Annotated in this window: 16 protein-coding genes; 5 read left to right on the forward strand and 11 right to left on the reverse strand. The window is 48.6% G+C overall.

Annotation, left to right across the window (positions count from 1 at the left end; genetic code table 11):
• The first annotated feature begins 8 nt into the window (after positions 1–8).
• Genes speA through speB form a run of 3 tightly spaced genes read left to right on the forward strand, consistent with a single transcriptional unit; the run spans position 9 to position 3,858 of the window.
• Positions 9–2,021, forward strand: coding sequence for a biosynthetic arginine decarboxylase (gene speA / locus NX720_RS10710; RefSeq protein ID WP_262601111.1), 2,013 nt, complete (start codon positions 9–11; stop codon positions 2,019–2,021).
• A complete protein-coding gene (locus NX720_RS10715) occupies positions 2,021–2,944 on the forward strand; it encodes an S-adenosylmethionine decarboxylase proenzyme (protein WP_262601566.1) in 924 nt (307 codons plus the stop codon). Before speA ends, NX720_RS10715 begins: the two co-directional genes overlap by 1 nt.
• Positions 2,941–3,858 carry an agmatinase gene (speB, locus tag NX720_RS10720; protein WP_262601112.1) on the forward strand — a complete coding sequence of 306 codons (918 nt, stop codon included), beginning with the start codon at positions 2,941–2,943 and terminating at the stop codon, positions 3,856–3,858. Before NX720_RS10715 ends, speB begins: the two co-directional genes overlap by 4 nt.
• A 479-nt stretch (positions 3,859–4,337) precedes the next feature.
• On the opposite strand, the gene NX720_RS10725 is transcribed toward speB, so the two are convergent.
• The 6 genes from NX720_RS10725 to purE form a co-directional block, all read right to left on the reverse strand.
• The gene (locus NX720_RS10725) at positions 4,338–5,462 is read right to left on the reverse strand and encodes a hypothetical protein (protein WP_262601113.1); all 1,125 of its coding nucleotides are present in this window, start codon (positions 5,460–5,462) and stop codon (positions 4,338–4,340) included.
• A gap of 204 nt (positions 5,463–5,666) precedes the next feature.
• Positions 5,667–6,320 carry a YiiX/YebB-like N1pC/P60 family cysteine hydrolase gene (locus tag NX720_RS10730; RefSeq protein WP_262601114.1) on the reverse strand — a complete coding sequence of 218 codons (654 nt, stop codon included), beginning with the start codon at positions 6,318–6,320 and terminating at the stop codon, positions 5,667–5,669.
• Between the two features lie 14 nt (positions 6,321–6,334).
• On the reverse strand, positions 6,335–7,168 hold the full coding sequence (gene aroE, locus NX720_RS10735; RefSeq protein ID WP_262601115.1) for a shikimate dehydrogenase: 834 nt from the start codon (positions 7,166–7,168) through the stop codon (positions 6,335–6,337).
• On the reverse strand, positions 7,168–8,097 hold the full coding sequence (hemF, locus tag NX720_RS10740) for an oxygen-dependent coproporphyrinogen oxidase (protein WP_262601116.1): 930 nt from the start codon (positions 8,095–8,097) through the stop codon (positions 7,168–7,170). The genes aroE and hemF overlap by 1 nt, the downstream gene beginning before the upstream one ends.
• 38 nt (positions 8,098–8,135) lie before the next feature.
• The gene (locus NX720_RS10745; RefSeq protein ID WP_262601117.1) at positions 8,136–8,762 is read right to left on the reverse strand and encodes an L-threonylcarbamoyladenylate synthase; all 627 of its coding nucleotides are present in this window, start codon (positions 8,760–8,762) and stop codon (positions 8,136–8,138) included.
• Position 8,763: 1 nt separating this feature from the next.
• Positions 8,764–9,270, reverse strand: coding sequence for a 5-(carboxyamino)imidazole ribonucleotide mutase (gene purE / locus NX720_RS10750; RefSeq protein ID WP_262565112.1), 507 nt, complete (start codon positions 9,268–9,270; stop codon positions 8,764–8,766).
• A gap of 198 nt (positions 9,271–9,468) precedes the next feature.
• On the opposite strand from purE, the gene NX720_RS10755 reads away from it, so the two are divergent.
• Positions 9,469–11,256 carry a hypothetical protein gene (locus NX720_RS10755; RefSeq protein WP_262601118.1) on the forward strand — a complete coding sequence of 596 codons (1,788 nt, stop codon included), beginning with the start codon at positions 9,469–9,471 and terminating at the stop codon, positions 11,254–11,256.
• Positions 11,257–11,264: 8 nt separating this feature from the next.
• Here NX720_RS10755 and dprA read toward each other — a convergent pair whose 3' ends face one another.
• Together dprA and NX720_RS10765 are read right to left on the reverse strand one after the other, a co-directional pair.
• On the reverse strand, positions 11,265–12,428 hold the full coding sequence (gene dprA, locus NX720_RS10760) for a DNA-processing protein DprA (protein WP_262601119.1): 1,164 nt from the start codon (positions 12,426–12,428) through the stop codon (positions 11,265–11,267).
• Positions 12,425–13,459, reverse strand: coding sequence for a LysM peptidoglycan-binding domain-containing protein (locus NX720_RS10765; protein WP_262601120.1), 1,035 nt, complete (start codon positions 13,457–13,459; stop codon positions 12,425–12,427). Before NX720_RS10765 ends, dprA begins: the two co-directional genes overlap by 4 nt.
• Positions 13,460–13,672: 213 nt before the next feature.
• Here NX720_RS10765 and def point away from each other — a divergent pair, with 213 nt between their 5' ends.
• On the forward strand, positions 13,673–14,182 hold the full coding sequence (gene def / locus NX720_RS10770) for a peptide deformylase (RefSeq protein WP_262601121.1): 510 nt from the start codon (positions 13,673–13,675) through the stop codon (positions 14,180–14,182).
• Between the two features lie 48 nt (positions 14,183–14,230).
• Here def and NX720_RS10775 read toward each other — a convergent pair whose 3' ends face one another.
• The 3 genes from NX720_RS10775 to NX720_RS10785 all read right to left on the reverse strand — a co-directional run bounded on the left by NX720_RS10775 (position 14,231) and on the right by NX720_RS10785 (position 16,773).
• On the reverse strand, positions 14,231–14,938 hold the full coding sequence (locus NX720_RS10775) for a C2H2-type zinc finger protein (RefSeq protein WP_262601122.1): 708 nt from the start codon (positions 14,936–14,938) through the stop codon (positions 14,231–14,233).
• Positions 14,939–15,152: 214 nt separating this feature from the next.
• The gene (locus NX720_RS10780) at positions 15,153–15,854 is read right to left on the reverse strand and encodes a C2H2-type zinc finger protein (RefSeq protein ID WP_262601124.1); all 702 of its coding nucleotides are present in this window, start codon (positions 15,852–15,854) and stop codon (positions 15,153–15,155) included.
• 214 nt (positions 15,855–16,068) lie between these two features.
• The gene (locus NX720_RS10785; RefSeq protein ID WP_262601125.1) at positions 16,069–16,773 is read right to left on the reverse strand and encodes a C2H2-type zinc finger protein; all 705 of its coding nucleotides are present in this window, start codon (positions 16,771–16,773) and stop codon (positions 16,069–16,071) included.
• Positions 16,774–16,851 lie beyond the last annotated feature (78 nt).

Consider the following 16,851-nt stretch of genomic DNA (forward strand, 5'->3'; position numbering starts at 1 on the left):
AAAGCTAAATGGATAACACTGAAGACTTTAATGACAGCAGACCTTTCCCGGCACAGGCCGTGCTGGGGGAACCTCTGTCTGAGCAGAAAACAGAAAGCAGCGTCGCTGACAGCTGGAATGTAGAAGAAGCACGTTCCACCTATAACATTCGCTACTGGAGTCAGGACTATTTTGACCTGAACGACAATGGCAATGTAACGGTGAATATGAAAGGCAAGCCTCCGGTTAATCTGGATACCATTGCCCATCAGCTGACCCGACAGGGCGTGTCCCTGCCAGTGCTGGTGCGTTTCCCGGAAATTATTCACGACCGGGTCGACTCTCTGTGCAACGCCTTTAACCGTGCCATTCACGAGTATGGTTTCGATAACCAGTATCTGGCGGTGTACCCGATCAAGGTCAACCAGCAGCGTGCCGTGGTGGAAGAGATACTGGAAAGCCAGTCAGCCCGCCAGAACCGTCAGCTGGGGCTGGAATCCGGCAGCAAACCAGAACTATTGGCGGTACTGGCTCTGGCCAAACGTGCCAGTTCAGTGATTGTCTGCAACGGTTACAAAGACCGGGAATACGTTCGGCTGGCTCTGATTGGTGAAAAGCTGGGGCATCAGGTTTACATCGTTCTGGAAAAACTCACCGAACTGGATATGGTGCTCTCTGAAGCTGCCAAACTGGGCGTAAAGCCAAGGCTGGGTTTACGGGTTCGTCTTGCCTCTCAGGGCAAAGGCAAGTGGCAGGCCAGCGGTGGCGAGAAATCCAAGTTCGGGCTGTCTGCCAGCCAGGTGTTGCATGTTATAGAACGGTTGAAGCAGGAAAATCACCTGGACTGCCTGCAACTGTTGCATTTCCACCTGGGTTCGCAGATTGCCAACATTCGTGACGTTCGCAAGGCGGTCAGCGAGTGTGGTCGTATTTATGCCGAGCTGTATAACATGGGCGCGCCGGTGAAATTTCTGGATGTTGGTGGTGGCCTTGCGGTGGACTATGAAGGCACCCGCAGCCAGAGCCACTGCTCCATGAACTACAGCCTTCAGGAATATGCGAACAATATCGTCTATACCATTGGCGACCTGTGTAAACAGTACGAATTGCCAGCTCCGGGCATTATTTCCGAGTCCGGCCGTAACCTGACCGCCCACCATGCGATTCTGATTACCGATGTCGTCGGTGTGGAAAGCTACGAGCCGGAACTGCTGGACGCGCCGGCCGACGATGCTCCCCGTCTGCTGCACAATATGTGGAGTTCCTGGCAGGACCTGGCCCGGGGGTTGAGCCAGCGTGCTTTGGTGGAAGTCTATCACGACAGCCAGGCTGACCTCGCCGAAGTGCATACGCAGTTTGAAATTGGGCTACTGGGTCTCGAGCAACGGGCCTGGGCAGAAAACGTTAACCTGCGAATCTGCCATACCCTGAATAAACGCCTGTCTCCCCGCAACCGGGCGCACCGGCCATTGATTGATGAGCTGAGTGAAAAGCTGGCTGATAAATTCTATGTCAACTTCTCCCTGTTCCAGTCCCTGCCCGACGCCTGGGGCATTGATCAGGTGTTTCCGGTTCTGCCCCTGTCCGGTCTGGACAGACCACCGGAAAAACGTGCCGTGATGCTTGACGTTACCTGTGATTCCGACGGCGTGATCAATCAGTACGTTGATGGTCAGGGTATTGAAACCACGTTACCCGTCCCTGTCTGGCATCCTGACAAGCCTTACCTGATTGGTATTTTCATGGTGGGGGCCTATCAGGAAATTCTGGGCGATATGCATAACCTGTTTGGTGACGCAGATACGGTTTCTGTGCGTATAACAGACCTGGGACTGGTTGAAGTCACTGAATATCAGCCCGGCGATACAGTGGAGGATGTGCTGCGCTACGTCAATCTTCAACCAGAAAGCTTTTTGCGCACTTTCCGCCAACTGGTCAGGGAAAACCTGCCACTTAACGAACAACAGGCCACACTGGCCGAACTGGAATCAGGACTGCGGGGTTACACCTACCTCGAATACGTCGGAGGGAATGAGCTGTGATGTTTTTTGAAGGCTCGGAAAAAAAAATTGAGATGGTGACAGACCCTGCCGCCGGCTCACTGCGCACTATGGGTAAGGATTTCTGGGTGGGCATTGTCACCAGGGCTCAGGCAGAAATTCTGGATACCATCAGTAACGAACACTGCGACGCCTACCTGCTGTCTGAATCCAGCCTCTTTGTCTGGCACGATCGTTTCCTTATGCTGACCTGTGGCACCACCACCCTGGTGGATGCTACCCTGCACTTTCTGGATCATTTTCCACAGAAACAGATCCGTTTTGCCAGTTTCCAACGTAAAAACGAGTATCTGTCACACTTACAGAAAAGCTCCTTTGAAGAGGACATTGAGCGTCTGGGAAAACGTCTTAAAGGCTGTGCTTTCCGTCTGGGTCACCTGGACAGTCACCACAACTATATTTTCCATCTGGATAAGCCTTACCAGCCGGAAACCGACGACAATACCAGCGAGCTGTTGATGTACCACATAAAAGGCAAAAATGCGGATTACCTGCGTGCTGAAGGTCAAACCGCTGAAGGAATTCGTCATCTGTTAAGGCTGGATGACATTCTGCCAGGCTTCGAAATCAGTGACTGGCTATTTAAACCCTTTGGTTATTCCCTGAATGCCATTAAGGGTGATCGGTATGCCACCTTCCATATTACACCGCAGGAAGACAGCTCTTATGTCAGCTTCGAAACCAACATGGACCTGGAGAGTACCCCTGTTATTCCAGTTCTGCTGGAAGCGTTGAATCCCGGCTGCTGGGATCTGATTGGCTTTAATGCAGACCAGGCACTGCCAGAGGGTCAGGACTATCTCTGCATGTCCAGCTGCAACCTGCCTCTGAGTTGTGGTTATGATATGAGCTTCAGGCATTATCAGCACTCCGGACATACCCGGGTGAAGGCAGAGAAATTATGAATACACTTGCAAAAAGGGAAGATCACTCCTTATATGCCAACACCTTTGGCTTTATGCGCCAGCCTTTGAATTTTGACCCTCATAACAGCGATGCTGATGTGATTATTACCGGCGTTCCGTTTGATCTGGCGACAACGGGTCGCAGTGGTAGTCGTCTGGGACCGGAAGCTATTCGCAAGGCATCGAAGAACCTGGCGTGGGAAGGCAGGCGCTGGCCGTGGGAGTTTGATATTACCGACCGCCTGTCAATCGAAGATTGTGGCGATCTGGTGTTCGATTTTGGCGACGCCCAACAGATGTGCGATCGTTTGTTTGAACATGCTGACGATTTGATTGCCTCTGGCAAGACTTTGCTTTGTTTCGGCGGTGACCATTATGTCACCTTGCCACTGATGCGGGCTTACGCAAAACATTATGATGACCTGGTGCTAATTCATTTTGATGCCCACACCGATGACTACGAGCAGGGCGGGAAGTTTGATCACGGCACCATGTTTTACCACGCCCAGGTGGAAAATTTGATTGATCCTTCAGCTTCCGTACAGCTGGGTATTCGCACGAACTACAACTATAAAAACACCCCCTTTAACGTGCTGGAAGCAGACTATGTTAACGATGCCCCTGTTGATGAAGTGGTAGACAAAATTCGTAACATAGTCGGTGATCGTCATATCTATCTTACCTTTGACATCGACAGCCTTGATCCCGCTTATGCACCGGGAACCGGCACACCGGCTTGTGGCGGTCTGACCACTGACAGGGCCTTGAGAATCCTGCGTGGCTTGAAAGGGCTGAATATTGTCGGAATGGATGTGGTGGAAGTCTGTCCGGCTTATGACCACAGTGACATTACGGCGCTGGCCGGAGCAACCGTTGCGCTGGAGTTGTTGTATCTGCAAGGTTTTCGAAAGTAGTACCAGCAATGACTACTTGTGATCAGGCAGTCACTGTCAGTATGACCTGAATGGCTATCTGGTTCGGCGTGCAGGTTCTGTGCGGTTAATTCTTCAGGTCGAGACTATTTTCTGCTTTTAACGAACCTTGCGAAATTCTCCATCCATAGCCTCTCATTGGGAGCGGCGCGACGGATGGAGATGGATAGCGAGGCTTGCGTAGAGCAAGCCCATGTACTAACGAAACCCTGCATAATGGGCTTGGTGGCTGAGACAACAGCCTACTCGACAGACAGATACTCTGGACAAATACTCAAGCGTCACCGTTGCTGGACTAACTACGAGAAACAAATCAGGAAAACACAACCGTTTTCTGGCTTCTACCGCCGATGCGCTGGGACACAGCGTATGTGTAAAGAGTTCCCCTGTCGTGGTTCGGCAACCTGTACGACAGCGAGAGGCTATGTTATTTGACATAGTGGGTCGCACGTAATTTCCGATTAGAAGCCCCCACTAGAATCCGCTTGCCGATTTAGTGGAGGGAGTGTGTCACCACAGCAGCAGAGAAAATACGTTAAGAAAAACTGATTAACATATTGCCTTACTGACTGCCGCTCTACGGCCTGGATATTTAAATTTTCCCGGTTGCGTTGTGGTTCAGTGACTGACAGACCAGGCAGTAAGCGGATAGTGTCTAATTCCAGATTTACTTCAAAATAAACCCTTTGTTCAGCATTTTCGTCCAGAAGGGAAGTGACTGATTCATCATTAAGTGCCTGATCGACCACAATTAGCCGGTATGGAGCCGGAATGGTTTGTGCGCGATTTTGTAGCATGAGTAAAATTGAACTCTGAAAATCGTTAAAATTAAATCTTTGGAATATGACACTAATCTCAAATCGTGTTTCAGTCTCCGGAAAGCCCTGAGCGGTTACTGAGTTATTTTCAACAACGTCGCCTGCTACTGCCCCTCCAACGTTATCTGCAAATCCTTCATTAGAGAAGGTTTCAACACGTCGCACTGTGTTCGATTGCGCAATACGTCCACTCTCAGAAGCCACGTTCCTTCCTGTTGTCTGACCAGCATCCCAATAGTGATGGGCATAGTCAGGAGCCCGAAGAGTTGCATAGACCGTATCAGGTCCCAGACGATGAACTCTGTCTATAACAAAACTCTCAGGTATCCTGCCGAATCTGGAGAACAAATGTACGGGAAACAGACTAAACGATACCGTTCGTTCTCTTGCCGGGTTAAAAGAACCATCTGTTTGAGAGTTTTCCTCAATTAAGTTATCAGCCAGAATTCTGACGACACTGGGTCCATATTGCCTTACTGGAGAAGAAAAAAAGTCTTCTTCTCTGGACATGTAAATGCGGGAGCGCTCTATACCAATGCTTGCGAGTTGCTGCGAGTCTTCAGCACTGTTGTAAGTGGAGTAAGTCACCCCTGGTATAATGCCAGAACGTTCCAAAAGAACCGTAGTGAATGTTTTTGTTTTTTCTTTCTTTGCCGGATAAGTGACTTCCCAGTTCAGAGTGGTCGTTTCGACGGCATAACTACTGGCAGAATAAAACGACCACGCAAACAGAATGAAATATTTAAAATAATTTGCGAGTATTTTCATTAAAACCTTAACTCTTTCTTTTGCTCTACAAGCTGAGTAAGAGAAAGGAATGAGTACTCAGCCATCACCACCACAGCAAAGACAGGGATACTCATCCATGGTAGATTACCGCCTCCTCAGAAGTGGCTGTGAGTATAGGAGCCAGAGTAAAACCTTCAAATCGAATTGAATGACGACAGGGTGAATTCAACGGAGTGCGACTTTTCAGCTAATCTGTTGCGATGGTTCCAATATGCCTAATGAATCCAGCCTCGAGGGTAGTTGACCAATGACTTTTATAATATCCAGCTTGCCTGAACATGACAGCAATGCCGGATGAGATCCGGGTTCACCTTCAGGAACCGACTGACCGTTTTGTTTATAATGCCGAATCCAGTAAGGAAGTAGCTCTCCGGTTTCCATATCCCTGAATCCCATTGGGGTTTGTGGAAAAACAAAACGACCATGGTTGGCAAATCGCCAGGCTTCCAGAATCAGCTCACTGCAATACCAGCCTTTTTCTTTACTCGTGTAGTGACTGTCATAGGGCTTATCCAGCTGATCGAGGATAAACTCAACCGCTTTCTCATTAAGGTGTTGATACTCAGGCAACAGTCTGGCGTGAACAACGCAGTATCGTCCGGAAGTATCCAGAACAGAGTGTTGTAGAAACTGTTCCGGGCTGATGCAGCGTACCTGTGGCATAGTCGCCTCAACCACCTTTCCTTCGCCACACTTTTCCTCACCACAATAGACCGCCACATGGTTCAGCAACATACCGTTGTAACCGGCAAAAACACGACTGATGGCGTATTCCAGCTCGCCGCCCGAACGCAACTGGAACAACAGGTCGCCTTTTTGCAGATTAGTGAGTTTCATCAGCCCGCCTTTTTTCAAGCCATATCTTCCCGAAGTCGTTGCAACACGGTAAGAGTATCCGGACGTACACCACGCCAGATCTGAAACTGTTCAGCCGCTTGTTCCACCAGCATGCCCAGACCGTCAATCGCTTTTCTGGCACCCTGTGCAAGACCCCATTGATTGAATACGGTTATTTCTTTGCCATACATCATGTCGTAGCAAACGGTCTGTTGATCAACAATCTCAGCGGGCAGGGGAGGGAGGTCACCCTTTAAACTGGCTGAAGTGCCGTTAATGATCAGGTCAAAACGCCCTGACAGGTCGGCAAAGCCAACCGCTGAAACTGGCTGACCGGGAAACCGTTCAGCCAGTGCTTCCGCTTTACTGACGGTGCGGTTGGCTATTACCAGCTCTGCGGGCTTCTGTTCCAGTATGGGGTCAAGTACGCCACGCACGGCACCACCCGCCCCCAGAATAAGAATACGGGTATTTTCGAGGTCAACCTGATGATTCACGGTTAAATCACGCACTAGCCCAAAACCGTCGGTATTATCGCCATAAAGCATACCGTCGTTGCTTATCCACAAGGTATTCACAGCCCCGGCTTTTTCAGCCCTGGGCGTGCGGTGTTGTGCGTGCTCCCACGCCTGCTCCTTGAAAGGAACCGTAATGCTCAAGCCGTGTCCACCACGTTCTTCTTTAAAGAAGTGGTTAAGGGCTTCAGCAAAACCATCCACAGGTACCAGCCGGGCGTTATAATGCAGCCGCTGCTCCGTCTGGCTGGCGAATAAAGCATGTATGTACGGTGATTTGCTGTGAGCAACAGGGTTTCCCATTACAGCGTACAGGTCAACAGGGCCAGCCATTAGTGAGACTCCTCAGAACCATTTACCCAGTCTCTGGGCTTTAGAAAATAGTCGTACAGGCGTGCTTCTTCACTTCCCGGTTGTGGCTGCCAGTTGTAATTCCAGTGTACGACCGGTGGTAACGACATCAGGATAGACTCTGTACGCCCTCCTGACTGCAAACCGAACAAAGTGCCACGATCATAGACCAGGTTAAATTCAACATACCGTCCACGCCGATACTGCTGAAACTGTTTATGCTGCTCAGTGAAAGGGGTTTGCCTGCGCTTTTCAACAATGGGAATATAGGCGTCAATGTAACTATTGCCAACCGCCTGCATAAACTCGAAACAGCGCTCGAAAGGCCATTCGTTCAGATCATCATAAAACAGCCCGCCAATCCCTCTTGGCTCGTTGCGATGCTTCAGGAAAAAGTAATCATCGCACCATTTTTTGTAGCGCGGGTAAACGTCTTTGCCAAAAGGTTCACAGGCTGTCTTTGCCGTGGTGTGCCAATGCCTGCAGTCTTCTTCAAAACCGTAATAAGGCGTCAGGTCGTAGCCGCCACCAAACCACCAGACCGGTTCTTCCCCTTCTTTTTCTGCCACTATCAGCCGAACGTTGGCATGGGACGTAGGGATAAAAGGGTTGTCCGGATGAACAACCAGCGATACCCCCATGGCCTGAAAGCTTCGGCCTTCCAGCTCCGGGCGTTTAGCCGTCGCGGAAGCAGGCAACCGTTCGCCGGTAACCCATGAAAAGTTTACGCCTGCTTTTTCAAATACCCGACCACCTTCAAGTACTCTCGCACGTCCCCCACCGCCACCATGGTATTCCCAGCTTTCTTCACGAAAAGTCGTGCCACCCTCCTGCTTTTCAATGGCGGTACAGATAGCGTCCTGCAGTGACAGTAAATAGTTTTTGACCTGTTCTGTTTTTGTCGTTGTCATGTTTCATCCCATACGCGCAGATGGCGTATATCGGCAACTCAGCCGGACCGGATGATCTGCCCGGTTCGTAAGTCACGAATTTCAGAGGGTGTATTTTGCGAACCGGTTTCTCCGGGCACGATCAGGTCGACCTGTGTACCAAAGTGCAGTTGCAGTGCCTGCTCGGTTAATAAAGGAGGTTCTCCTGCCCGGTTTGCAGAAGTAGAAATCAGAGGGTGTCCGGTCACTTCACATAAAGCCTGTACAACCGGATGGTCACTGATACGCACCGCAACGGTATCAAACTGGCCTTTTACCCAGTCCGGAACCCAGTGGTTAATATCAGGAATCAGCCAGGTGAACGGACCTGGCCAGCGGTTAGAAAGGGCTTGCCGCTGTATTGCCGTCAGCGGCTCCAGTAACGGCGCAATCTGAGATTCAGACGCCGCTACCAGAATCATGCCTTTCTCGACGGGGCGGGCTTTGATATCCAGAATGCGATACACCGCATCCCTGTTCCACGGATCACAGCCCAGCCCCCATACCGCTTCAGTAGGGTAGGCAATAACACCTCCCTGATGCACGACAACCGCTGCCTGTGCGGTAGATACGCTTTTTTCAGGAGCGTTTTCCGGAGTTTTTTCCAGAGAAGATTCCTCAGAATTTACATCAGGGGTAGCTGTCATATTAACCGTTCAGCTGTTGTTGCAGAGCCGCATCTTTTGCCAGTACTTCTTCAGCGTTGGCCTGACGCTCCATCTTCAGGCGTCCAGCCAACTCTTTGTCACCCAGGGCAATGATCTGTGCCGCCAGATAACCTGCGTTTTTAGCACCCGCCTTACCAATAGCAACGGTTGCCACTGGAATGCCACCGGGCATTTGTACGGTAGACAGCAGAGCGTCCAGACCGTCCAGTGGGCCCGCATCAATCGGTACACCAATAACCGGCTTGATCGTCAGGGAAGCAACGACACCTGCCAGATGAGCCGCCATACCTGCACAGGCGATGAACGCAGCACAACCACGTTTGTCTGCATCGGTGACAAACTGGTGAGTCGCTTCCGGAGTTCGGTGTGCGGAATGCACTTTTACTTCAACCGGAATATCCAGTTTTTTCAGAACGTCGATGGCGGCCTGCACCTTAGGCAGGTCCGAATCAGACCCCATTAGAATAGCAACGAATGGCTTCGTCATAACACTTCCATTTGGATTGATCAGCAAGTGTCGTATTTTAACAGGTCTTTATAACTATGTCTCAGGCCGTCATAAAGGGCTGGAAATGGCTTATTGAAACAAGTGTCAAAGGTATGGCATATTGATTTAAGCCATCCTCACCTAGAAGTCAGCTTTTGAATCCATAACAAATACTATTAATAACAGGATTCCAATACGATGATTTATAAAATACTACGAGGTAAATTCTGTTTCTTTAAGTCGCCTGTTCTATTGTTCTTTTTTCTGCTGCTGCATCGTCATGCATTTGCAGAAAACAGTCTGTTCGGCATCCCCTACACTATGCCCGGCCAAAAAGTGGCCATAATGCTGTATGCTGCTACACAACCAGAAAAAAACCGGGGCAAAGATCTGGTATTAATTAGTGAAAGTGCAGGCACCGGCTTTGGGATTTATGCTTTCCTTTTCAGATTTCAGGAAGTTATTAATGAAGACAGAAAAAAGCCAATTCCTTTTAAGCGGATCATGCTCGGCATAACGGAGGAGGCAGACACCGTTAAGCGAATATTCCAGTTTCCTGCTGATTCAAACGACCTCTTATTATTTATGGATGAAGACCTGGAGGAAAGTCCGCTAAACGAAGAAAAAGCCAGTAGATGGATACAGAACAGCCGCCAGACTATTGCCCTGGTTAACGATGTGATGGGTGATCTGGTACCAGACGGCAAGCGATTCAGAGTCCCTTACTCCTTCTTTGAAACCTTACACCACACTGAAAACCTGACTGATATATTTGATCTGGATAAAGAATACCAGAGTTTAACCAGAAAACTGCTGTCGACAGAGACACTCAATTTAGAAAAAAGTTTTAAAAACCTTAGTCTCGAATACGTTAAAGAAATGATTGAGTATGCCAAAGACATTAGTGAAAAGGAGGTGAATACGTATACCCCCTTGCAGGCAAACCTTGCCAGAGAGTTTGGCCTTAGAAGTCATAAAATAGGCTTGTTGCTGAACAAACCCGGAGAACGTTCAGACTATTTAAAACAACTTGACCTGCTATCAGAAGCCGAAATCTATGCTTTGACCGGTCAGGATAACAGAAAAAAATCCCTGTCTTTTTTTCAGTCAGGTGATTATTACTACTCCTACATGCATACATTATTTGCCAACCTTCAATTCATACAAACCATATCTCTAGCGTCAAACAAGAAAAAACTGACATTAGTAATGAAGATGAAAGCAGAGGATTTTAATGATTCCGTTGTTATCGATGCTCTGCGCAAGGTTAATATTACCCGGGTCAACTTCTGGTCAAATCAGTCAGCCGGGTTAACGTTCGACCTGCGCCCCACTCGGCAAGACAAGCATGGGATTCAGATCAATGTAGTTAATTTATTCCCAACTCCGGAGCTACTGGCTCAATCCCTTGCCTATTTTTCTCAACCTGTAGTAGGAACAACGGGGGAACTGAGTCTTTTCAGGGCTATTTCTATGGGCAAGCTCCCCCTGCACGAGTGGATGATTTTACAACGGTACCTTAATGACGAATTTGCCCGCATTGCTAAAGATAATAACCAGAAAATAATGTACGATTATTTCCATTATTTCTCTCCGGAAGAAAAAGCCAACGCTCTGAGACAGCTGTTAAAAGACCCCTCAATTATAAAAGCATTCATAAATACCCTGACCACTCAGTACAATGCCTCACCTGTGCTAAAGGGGTTGATTGAGCAAACAATCGATGATAACAGTCAGCTGTGGCAGGCTATCAGCAAAATTGATAAAGCAATCGAAGAAGAATCCGTACAACAGTTACCTGAAGAGTGGCAGGACATCGCCTTGTTGAGACAAATCAATATCTGGTTTCAGGCATTAAGTATTTCATACGGTACGGATGATATAAATGAAGCCACCAAAGAGATTCGGTCCTATTCAGACAAAATACAGACACCTCTTCTAAAAGAAATGTTTTCTGAAATTCATAATAAACTGGGCACTCAGTGAATGGTCAGCTATCTCACCCTCAGAAAACCACCCGGGACCGACTGCACCAGCCCTTCCATTTCCAGCTCGGTCAGAACCACCGACAGTTCTTCGCAGGGCAGTCCTGATACCTGACTGAGCAAGTCCATACTGGCCACATCAAAACCCATGCAGTCCAGAACATGCAGATGCTGACTGTTAATCACATCGCTGACTATTTCTGGTTCAGCTTCTTCTTCCTCCAGCATTGGCTCAAGCAGAGGCTGAAGTTCAACCAGTATATCTTCATGGCTTTCTACCAGAACCGCGCCTTCCCGCAATAACTGGTGACAGCCCTTGGAGAGAGGGTTTAGCACTGAGCCGGGAACCGCAAATACATCCCGCCCCTGTTCCGCGGCCAGACGGGCAGAAATCAATGAACCACTTTTCTGCTCGGCTTCAACCACCAGAACACCAAGCGATAGTCCGCTGATGATGCGGTTACGTCTGGGAAAGTGTCCGGGACTGGCAGATGTTCCCAATGGAAACTCACTGACAATGGCCCCCTGCTGGGCAATCAGGGAGTAAAGGTTGCGATGGTTGCGGGGATAAACCTGGTCAACACCTGTGCCTAATACTGCGACGGTACTGCCATAACTGCTTAAAACCCCCTGGTGAGCAGCGGCGTCAATACCCAGCGCCAGTCCGCTGGTAATAACCAGACCGCTTTTACCCAGTTCAAGGGCAAGATCATAAGCCAGCCTGCCTCCCTGTGGGGTAGGGCGACGACTGCCGACTATGGCCAGCTGGGGTTCTGACAACAGTTTTGGATTACCAACCACATACAACAGTGGTGGTGCATCCGGGATCTCTTTCAATCGGGCGGGATAATCCGGACAGCTAACACTGAGGATATGGTGGGCTTCACTGGATTCCAGCCAGTTCCGGGTATAGGTAAGCCGTTCACTGATGTCAGGGGTTTCCGGGTTTCCGGCAATATTCTGTGCGAGCTTATCAGGCAAGCCGGCTTTGAGTTGCTGAAAGGAGGCTGAAAGAATAGCTTCCGGATGACCAAATTCTTTGAGCAGTGACCGGTAACGAACAGCACCCAGCCCGGGAATAAATGAAAGCAGCAACCATTGGCTCAGTTGCTGCCATTCCTGCTGTTGCGATGCCTGGTGTTCGGCATGTTGTCTGGTTAGTTCAAGGGTCATTCCGGGCTCTTTATGTTATCCCCAATCGTTATGTCTTCGTTTGCTGACAGCACAATACCATAGCTCAATTTTTCGAACGGACGATAAACCATTATCATTCCCACTCTCTCAGGTGGAAGTTGAAGGCTCTGCCCGGAGACAGGGTCTTTAACCTGAAGGCTTTTATGAACACTCAGAAGGTCGCCCTGTTTCAGACCTTCCCGCAAACCCTTATTGATGATAACCGTATTGAGTCGACCAACTCGGTCAACCGCTTCAATCACAGAGACAACGGTTCCTTCCACGGGCGCATCCGGAGCGCGGAGGAAAAAGGTGGTCGCTTGTGAGAAAGTGTCGGCGGGTAACACCCGATCACCGGCGCGAACCTCCTTATTGCTGTTTAGCAACCTGAGAGTGGCAACCTCCCCGGAGGTTTTAACCATGGCCGCGTTGGCAATATCGATAGCGACCACACCTAACAGCTCACCACTGGCCGGATCGGAAATAACCTGACCAGAACGGTAAACGCCAAGGGTTCTTCCATGCAGGGCTTTCACCTGGCCTCTGGCATAAATCCGGTCGCCTGTACCGGCGATAATCCGCTGTTGTCTGGTTCCAAATACATAGGGCGCTGCCTCCATTTCCTGCATATTGGTAAATATCCGGCTGCTGTTCAGGAAAGAGTCTATCGCCTGAAGAGGAATAGCAGGAATGGCAGACTCTGCCGGGAGAGTGCGAATTTTCGGGCTGAGTTTTATCGTCCGGCCGCTTTCACCTCGTCGTACAATCGTCAGTCGTGGGCGACCTCCGATATACACCAGACTGATCACATCTCCGGGAAAAATAAGATGAGGGTTATGAATCTGGGCATTCGCATGCCAGATTTCCGGCCACAGCCAGGGGCTTTTCAAAAAGCGGTTGGATATATCCCACAGGGTGTCGCCCCTGGTAACGATATATTCTCTTGGGGAGTCAGGTTTGATCGGGCTTGTGAAGGCAAACCCGGATGTGGCAACACAGGTTAGTAAGACCCCAAGAACGAAGCTTTTCATGACCGGGTGATTCCTGATTTTTATTTAAATCATTGCCCGAAGTGCATCAACTAACGCTCCGGACGGGCAGTGAGTGTTACCAGAAATTTCGACCAGAGCGCATCTTTCTGAATAGATACAGGTTGCAGCAGCAGTAATGAACTTAAAACTACCTATATACAGAAAAGAAATTTAAAATTAGATTTTAATTTAATTTTTCAATCAGAGACTCCCATGGCACTGCTCGATATTCTGGAATACCCTGACGAAAGGCTGCGCACCATCGCCAGGCCAATCAGCGAAGTGAACAATGATGTTCGCAAGATCGTTGATGACATGCTGGAAACCATGTACAACGCCAAAGGCGTTGGTCTGGCTGCCACTCAGGTGAATATTCATCAGCGCATCGTGGTCATGGATTTCTCTGAAAACAATAGCAAGCCTCTGGTGCTGATTAACCCAACCTTTGAGCCCCTGACTGAAGATCTGACCGATATCTCTGAAGGTTGTTTATCGGTACCGGGTGTGTATGAGTTGCTGGACCGTCCTGCCTCCGTGCGCCTGACGGCTCTGGATCGTGACGGTAATGAGTATTCTATGGATTTTGATGGTCTGGCCGCTGTATGTGTTCAGCACGAAATCGATCATCTGAATGGCAAGCTGTTTGTGGACTACCTGTCCAAACTGAAGCAGGACCGTATTCGTAAGAAGATGGTTAAGCATAAGCGCCTGACAGTGGCGTAAGAAAAAATCTCCGGCAAACGGCTAGACAGTGAAGAGGTGGCGACGATCTTAATCAAGCCAAAAGTCCAGGGGTAAGTCTTCGGCTTGAATTGGATCGTTGCTTTCACTTCTATTACCCGCAGCAGTATTATCGCGTAACTCATGCTGTATTGCTGGAAACATATCAGCGATAGATTCCTCCAACGGCGGATAGCTGATCTCCGTGAATGCTGTTTGTTCTCCCTTCTGAATGACAGTTCTGAAAGTGGCGGCAGGCATATACTGAGTCACGGAACAGGCCGCTCCGCGAGAAGACACTATGTTGCTTATGGCCGTAGCACTGCCCGAGGAGGCGATGGTCTGGGTTGTTGTCATCACTACACCCGTTGGCTCTTCTACCTGAGAATGGACTGTGGTAACAGTACTGATTCCTTGATTTGAATGTTTTTTGCCTCTGTGTTGCCTGAGACTTTGGGCTGTAGTGTAGATTTTATTACAATCCAGGCAGTGGAAAGGTTGTTTATTACTGATATGAATTTTTCTATGGCGATTCAGGCTACTTCTGTCAGCAAAGCATCTACGACAAGTTTCACACTCATAAGGTTTCTCGCCGGTATGGACTCGCTCATGCTTTCTAAAATTGCTCTGGGTCGAAAAAGCTTTAGGACAAATCGGACACTGAAAAGGTTTTTCGCCAGTATGAGTTCGCATATGTTCGGCTAAACAACTGCGTGACCGAAAAGCATTTAGACATACATCACAGATAAATTGTGGCATGACCAATCCCTCTTTTATAACAAGGCTCGAAAAACCTGCGATACGCAAACACCAAATATTCAGGCGACTATAGCAGTTCCGATATTATTATCGTCTATATCTGTGGCTCTTGCTGGTTGCAATCAGAAAGAAGATGGTCAAGCATAAGCGCCTGACAGTGGCGTAAGAAAAAATATCCGGCAAACGGCTAGACAGTGAAGAGGTGGCGACGATCCTAATCAAGCCAAAAGTCCGGGAGTAAGTCTTCGGCTTGAATTGGATCGTTGCTTTCACTTCTATTACCCGCAGCAGTATTATCGCGTAACTCATGCTGTATCGCTGGAAACATATCAGCGATAGATTCCTCCAAGGGCGGATAGCTGATCTCCGTGAATGCTGTCTGTTCTCCCTCCTGAATGACAGTTGTGAAAGTAGCGGCAGGCGCATACCGATTCACGGAACAGGCCGTTCCGTGAGAAGACGCTATGTTGCTTATGGTCGTAACACTGCTCAAGGAGGCGATGGTCTGGGTTGTTGTCATCACTATACCCGTTGGCTCTAGCTGAGAATGGACTGTGGTAACAGTACAGGTTCCTTGATTTGAATGGTTTTTGCCTCTGTGTATCCTGAGATTTTGGGCTGTAGTGTAGCTGTTATAACAATCCAGGCAGTGGAAAGGTTTATTACCGATATGACTTTTTATATGGCGATCCAGGTTACTTTTGTCAGCAAAGCGTTTATTACAAGCTCGGCACTTATAAGGTTTTTCGCCGGTATGGATTCGCTCATGCTTTTTAAAATTGCTCTGGGTCGCAAAAGCTTTAGGACAAATCGGACACCGAAAAGGTTTTTCGCCACTATGAGTTCGCATATGTTCGGTGAAACAACTGCGTGACCGAAAAACTTTTAGACATACTTCACAGGTAACTGCTGGCATGACCAATCCCTCTTTTATAACAAGGCTCGAAAAACCTGTGCTAAGCAAACACCAAATATTCAGGCGAATATAGCGGTTCCGGTATTATTATCGTCTATATCTGAGGCTCTTGCTGGTTGCAATCAGAAAGAAGATGGTTAAGCATAAGCGCCTGACAGTGGCATAAGAAAAAATCTCCGGCAAACGGCTAGACAGTGAAGAGGTGGCGACGATCTTAATCAAGCCAAAAGTCCGGGAGTAAGTCTTCGGCTTGAATTGGATCGTTGCTTTCACTTCTGTTACCCGTAGCAGTATTATCGCGTAACTCATGCTGTATTGCTGGAAACATCTCAGCGATAGATTCCTCCAACGGCGGATAGCTGATCTCCGTGAATGCTGTTTGTTCTCCCTTCTGAATGACAGTTCTGAAAGTGGCGGCAGGCATATACTGAGTCACGGAACAGGCCTCTCCGAGAGAAGACGCTATGTTGCTTATGGCCGTAGCACTGTTCGAGGAGGTGATGGTCTGGGTTGTTGTCATCACTACACCCGTTGGCTCTACCTGAGAATGGACTGTGGTAAAAGTACTGATTACTTGATTTGAATGTTTTTTGCCTCTGTGTCTCCTGAGATTTTGGGCTGAAGCGTAGATTTTAGTACAATCCTGGCAGTGGAAAGCTTGTTTATTACTGATATGAATTTTTCTATGGCGATTCAGGGTACTACTGTCAGCAAAGCATCTACGACAAGTTTCACACTCATAAGGTTTCTCGCCGCTATGGATTCGCTTATGCTTTCTAAAATTGCTCTCGGTCGAAAAAGCTTTAGGACAAATCGGACACTGAAAAGGTTTATCGCCAGTATGAGTTCGCATATGTTCGGTTAAACGACTCTTTGACCGAAAAGCATTTTTACATACATCACAGATAACTTGTGGCATGACCAACCCCTCTTTTATAACAAGGCTCGAAAAGCCTGCGCTACGCAAACACCAGATTTTCAGGCGACTATAGCGGTT

Origin of the sequence: Endozoicomonas euniceicola (assembly GCF_025562755.1) — a bacterium.
GTDB classification, from domain to species: Bacteria; Pseudomonadota; Gammaproteobacteria; order Pseudomonadales; family Endozoicomonadaceae; genus Endozoicomonas_A; species Endozoicomonas_A euniceicola.

Coding starts and splice junctions, on each gene's coding strand:
- NX720_RS10715 (WP_262601566.1), top strand. CDS start 2,021: ATGTTTTTTGAAGGCTCGGAAAAAAAAATTGAGATGGTGACAGACCCT.
- speB (WP_262601112.1), top strand. CDS start 2,941: ATGAATACACTTGCAAAAAGGGAAGATCACTCCTTATATGCCAACACC.
- dprA (WP_262601119.1), bottom strand. CDS start 12,428: ATGACCCTTGAACTAACCAGACAACATGCCGAACACCAGGCATCGCAA.
- NX720_RS10755 (WP_262601118.1), top strand. CDS start 9,469: ATGATTTATAAAATACTACGAGGTAAATTCTGTTTCTTTAAGTCGCCT.
- aroE (WP_262601115.1), bottom strand. CDS start 7,168: ATGGCTGGCCCTGTTGACCTGTACGCTGTAATGGGAAACCCTGTTGCT.
- NX720_RS10775 (WP_262601122.1), bottom strand. CDS start 14,938: ATGCCACAATTTATCTGTGATGTATGTCTAAATGCTTTTCGGTCACGC.
- NX720_RS10745 (WP_262601117.1), bottom strand. CDS start 8,762: ATGACAGCTACCCCTGATGTAAATTCTGAGGAATCTTCTCTGGAAAAA.
- def (WP_262601121.1), top strand. CDS start 13,673: ATGGCACTGCTCGATATTCTGGAATACCCTGACGAAAGGCTGCGCACC.
- NX720_RS10730 (WP_262601114.1), bottom strand. CDS start 6,320: ATGAAACTCACTAATCTGCAAAAAGGCGACCTGTTGTTCCAGTTGCGT.
- NX720_RS10780 (WP_262601124.1), bottom strand. CDS start 15,854: ATGCCAGCAGTTACCTGTGAAGTATGTCTAAAAGTTTTTCGGTCACGC.
- NX720_RS10785 (WP_262601125.1), bottom strand. CDS start 16,773: ATGCCACAAGTTATCTGTGATGTATGTAAAAATGCTTTTCGGTCAAAG.
- NX720_RS10765 (WP_262601120.1), bottom strand. CDS start 13,459: ATGAAAAGCTTCGTTCTTGGGGTCTTACTAACCTGTGTTGCCACATCC.
- hemF (WP_262601116.1), bottom strand. CDS start 8,097: ATGACAACGACAAAAACAGAACAGGTCAAAAACTATTTACTGTCACTG.
- speA (WP_262601111.1), top strand. CDS start 9: ATGGATAACACTGAAGACTTTAATGACAGCAGACCTTTCCCGGCACAG.
- purE (WP_262565112.1), bottom strand. CDS start 9,270: ATGACGAAGCCATTCGTTGCTATTCTAATGGGGTCTGATTCGGACCTG.
- NX720_RS10725 (WP_262601113.1), bottom strand. CDS start 5,462: ATGAAAATACTCGCAAATTATTTTAAATATTTCATTCTGTTTGCGTGG.